We start from the raw sequence: 4,518 nt of genomic DNA on the forward strand, positions 1-4,518 counted from the left end.
ACAGTGAACTCCTCCGTTCTGCTGTACCGAACCTTATCAGATCAACCGGCCAAGATAATTGTCGCTAGACCGGCCACCGTAATTGTCGCTTAATACAGTGATAACGATAACAGCTTTCGCTAATCTCCAGGCAAATGCAGGATAAGCGAATACTGATACCACGGCGTTAAATGGCGGCACACGCCATCTCTTTACGTCGAGATGGCTTTACAGCATTCCCTCAAGGGCTTCCTCACGGATCTCAGTTTTAATGCGCTCTTCGGCGTACATTTTTTTGAAGCGTTTATTTTCACCCTCAAGCACTTTAAAGCGCTTCATGATAGATACGTCCATACCATCAAACTTGGCTCTCCTTTTATGAAACTGAGCAGAGCTCATGCCGTACTCACGGCAAAGATCTGGAACGGGTAAACCGTTTTCGTTCTGCTTCAATATCGCCAGGATCTGAATGTCTGTGTATCGTGATTTGCGCATAGAAAACTCCTTGCTTTAGTTTAGCGGAATTTTCTACTAATAACGGATCCAATTTTTGGGGGGATAACACTACCTCGTATTTCTTCTTCCCTGTAAAGAGTCTTTTTGATCTCGAGATCAACCGATGGCTAGTTTTAATTGAAATGACATAGCTGGCATACCTCTATTTATAAAAAATAGAAAAAATCGATAAATAAGGTAAATACTATTGTAAAAAATAAGCCGCAATGAGTAAATGTAACCTATTAGCTTTATTACTAAAAAAAGCATAATACTTCAACTGAGCCACCAAGCTAAAAAATTAGAATTAATATTGCAATAAAAATAACAAATAAAATATAAAAATTTATTAACCTAATAAAGATAAGTATTAAAGAAAACCTTCTAATTAAACTAAGAAATAAATAACTATAATTACCCTTAAATTTATTCAATAAATTTTAAATAAAACCAAAAAAAGAAGAATAAATTGGTCTATCCTTCTTCTTCTAACCTCATTAAAATTAAGCAACAAATAAGACCTCTTATTTATCTTATTATACTTTTCTGGAGCTACTAACAAAACAATCTTAAGCACTTGCTCTCTATACCATTTACTACTTATCAACCTAAACCGTTTTAAATATGCCTTTAAACCAAAATTTACACCAAATTGATTAGAATCATGCTGGCGATAACGAATATATGACGATTCATCAATGAACCACTTAAAACCCTTTTCACGACAATAAGCATAAGCTAGCCAATCATGAAGGTGGATATCAAAAACCAGTTCGGAATTTCTTATAAAATCTTGAAGTGACTTTGCACTACTAATATTAAAAACATAAGTGCAACCGGGACCAGCCGGTTCAAAAAAATGATCAATTTTTTTTTGTTCATGCGCTTTGTTAATAAATTTTTCTTTTCCAGATTTCCAAACCGCTACTACACTAGAAGAGTAAACATCAAACTTTTTTTCATCCAAACTCCTATATGCCACAGCCAACTTATTAGATAACCAAATATCATCTTGATCAGCGAGAGAAACCGCATCAAACCCGTTAAAATCAACAACTTTAAATAGGTTAAAAAAATTTGCAGCTGCTCCACCAAAATGTTCGCCGTAAGGAAGTAACTTGACATTATCGTATTGCTTAACAAAATTTTCTATCAATTTTTTAGTACTATCTGTAGAGAGATCCAGGCTAACATAAATAACAACTTCGACCCGCTCCTGATTCAAGATGCTGTAAATTTGACTTTCAATCCATTGCTCACCGTTATAAGCAGCAAGCAATACTGCTATACGCGGTAATTTTTTAACTTCCATTTTAAAACATCCTCTAATAGCACAAAAGAAAAATTCATTACTATAAAATTTATATAAAACTAACTTTTATACATATATTTTTTACAACGAAATAATATTAAATAATATAACTATTAGTCATGTACATTAAAACCTAATATGAAAAGGTTAAAAGAAAATACAATGTTTACAATACCCTAATTATTTTGTCAAAGCATTCTAATTCCGCCATTAAAATAAAAGCATCTAATAATGAAGACAACAACTTTCAAGGACATAAAACTAAGCTACCGATAATATTCAGGTGTTAAAAACAATAAATTTAAAAGATTAACATCTGTATTCAATTTCTCGCAATACCTTTAGGAAATAGAATAGTTAAAATTACCAACAATCAAATTTTAAAATTAGAATAAAAGTCACAACGCTTTTTATGAAGCCTGTTGTATAAAAAATTTCCAGCCTTTTCGGTATTTCTCAAACTATGGTAACTGCATAACTCTGCGGAAAAAATGAATTCAATCAGCTTTTCAGCTAAATCATCGGAGTTTCCAGGTGCTATTAAACTGTAATCACTCAATATCTCCCTGAATCCCGGTAAACTAGTTGCTACCACAGGGAGTCCCACAGACATCGACTCCAGCGTTGCTCGAGGTAGTCCCTCTGAGAGACTGGGTTGTGCATAAATATCCATATCTTTTAACAGGTCCATGACTTGATCTTTGCTCAAAAAACCATATGTCTTAACATGTGATCGGATGCCAAGCTTATCTATCACTGAACGAACATCGAAGTCCTCTCGTCCGCCAACTGCATGAAGAATTATCGTACTGATTTTGTGTCTTTTTACTAGTATTGAGATACTATTCAGTAATACATCAAAGCCTTTGTTTTTATTCAGAGCACCAACAAATGCTAAATTAATCTGATCTTTATCTATAAGTTTTCTAGTTATTTTTTTTCTCTTAATTACAGTTGATATGTTGACGTTACTTGAAACTAGAGTACGCTTAGTGTTGATAAATCTTGTCGACAAATATTTCGAAACGTATATCGCCCCACTAGCCCTTCCGATTACAGAAGGCATGAAAGCTCTTAAGAACAAAGTAAAAAGAGTTCCAAAGCGTTTTGCTTTAAACGCCTCGCCATCCCCAACAACTTCGACAACATAAGGGATTCCAATGATTGCGCACAACATAGCAACGTAACAGCCTGTTATGCTCGGCATAGAAATAACCACCAGATCGGATTTCTTCAATTCAATTCTTAGAGCGTTAAACGCACTAAAACTAAACAATTCGCCATAATCTGAGAATTTAAATTTACTAAACTCAAATTTATCAGGCTGAAAGTAGTTTGAAAGACTTTTAGTTGAAATATTAGACCTTGAAATGATCTTGACCTTATGAAACCCCGAGTCGAAAAAACGGTCAAAATAAATCTCATCCAGACCACCAGGGCAAAATAAACGCCCACATGAGTCAACGTCGAAAAATAAATCATGTACAAACGTTACTTTAAGGTTACCTTTTTTACCAATCATACTTAAAATAAACCCACGAACTTAAATTAATATGAGGCTACTGAATTTATTAAATCGATCCATTCCTCACCAATGTTATCTATATCGAAAGATTTCATACTGGAACTTGCTTCTACGCCAAGCTTTGATCTAATATTAAATTCGTTGACTAATAATTCTAGGCGATTTTTATACTCCTCTATATCATTTAAAGGAACCAAAAAACCGTTCACTTTATCCTTAATCATGTCACGAGGACCAGTATCGCAATCAAATGCTATACAAGCATAGCCAGCCATTAAAGCCTCAGCCAATGCATTAGGAAATCCTTCGCTCCTTGATGCGAATAAAAATATTGAGTGATTATCTGAAAATTGATTAAGATCTTTTGATTGTTCGACAATTTTTACATTAAAGCCCTTGCTGTTTAGCTTTTTAACCTTATAGCTCAAACGATTTTTCTCAGGCCCGTCACCTACGATTGTCACTCTCCAATGCCGCAAATTTAGCTCTTCGATGATATTTAGCAAAATCATATGCTGTTTACTTTCAATCAACCGCCCAACGGTTATTATCCCATTGCTCTCAATTCTTGGACTTTTCAACCTGCTGATAGGATTCTTGCCAATCGTACAATTCTTTAACCTAAATTTTTCCTCAAGAACAGATTTAGAATCGGAAGTTTGGCAAACAATTAAACGTGCTTTTGGATACACTATTCTTCTAAGAAAAGTTTCTATAAAATTCTTTTTAATGTATGGATTATTTCTTTCTGAAATTATAACAGGCTTTTGACTTAGAAAACCAAGAAATGTACCTAAAATGGTAAATGGATAAATAAACGAAACAATTACATCAACGTCACTTAAATATTTTCTGGCCTTAGTGAAATTAATCAACTTTACAAGTTTATAATCTTCATTACTTATATCTAGACTAAACCTTTTAACATTACTATTCAGAGTATAAAAATCACTACTTTCAAATAATGTAAGAATACTTACCTCTGAAAATTTATCTTTAGAAGCAAAGAAATTAGCTAGTTCCGAAACTACTCTCTCAGCACCACCGGCCTTCAAGTTAGGCATAATAAAAATTACTTTCATATAACGTAGCCCATTTTTTTAAGTAATGAATCCTGAATTCAGATAATAACCGCAACACTCATGTAATGGGATAGGTCGGAAGGAGGTCAGCTACCCACATGTGGTAGTCTTACTTTTCGACCAAA

General features: G+C 33.8%; 3 protein-coding genes and 1 pseudogene. All 4 read right to left on the minus strand.

Annotated elements, in window-relative coordinates:
* Nucleotides 1–100: 100 nt before the first annotated feature.
* Nucleotides 101–474 (minus strand): annotated as a pseudogene (locus tag DFP83_RS13240) (transposase); the annotation flags it as partial.
* 430 nt (nt 475–904) lie between these two features.
* On the minus strand, nt 905–1,786 hold the full coding sequence (locus tag DFP83_RS13245; RefSeq protein ID WP_110576516.1) for a glycosyltransferase: 882 nt from the start codon (nt 1,784–1,786) through the stop codon (nt 905–907).
* 373 nt (nt 1,787–2,159) lie between these two features.
* Nucleotides 2,160–3,308: a glycosyltransferase gene (locus DFP83_RS13250; RefSeq protein WP_110576518.1), complete on the minus strand. Its 1,149-nt coding sequence runs from the start codon at nt 3,306–3,308 to the stop codon at nt 2,160–2,162.
* 26 nt (nt 3,309–3,334) lie between these two features.
* Nucleotides 3,335–4,393 carry a glycosyltransferase gene (locus DFP83_RS13255; RefSeq protein ID WP_110576520.1) on the minus strand — a complete coding sequence of 353 codons (1,059 nt, stop codon included), beginning with the start codon at nt 4,391–4,393 and terminating at the stop codon, nt 3,335–3,337.
* Nucleotides 4,394–4,518: the final 125 nt, after the last annotated feature.

It is taken from the genome of Idiomarina fontislapidosi, from assembly GCF_003226255.1.
GTDB classification, from domain to species: domain Bacteria; phylum Pseudomonadota; class Gammaproteobacteria; order Enterobacterales; family Alteromonadaceae; genus Idiomarina; species Idiomarina fontislapidosi.

Coding starts and splice junctions, on each gene's coding strand:
- DFP83_RS13245 (WP_110576516.1), bottom strand. CDS start 1,786: ATGGAAGTTAAAAAATTACCGCGTATAGCAGTATTGCTTGCTGCTTAT.
- DFP83_RS13250 (WP_110576518.1), bottom strand. CDS start 3,308: ATGATTGGTAAAAAAGGTAACCTTAAAGTAACGTTTGTACATGATTTA.
- DFP83_RS13255 (WP_110576520.1), bottom strand. CDS start 4,393: ATGAAAGTAATTTTTATTATGCCTAACTTGAAGGCCGGTGGTGCTGAG.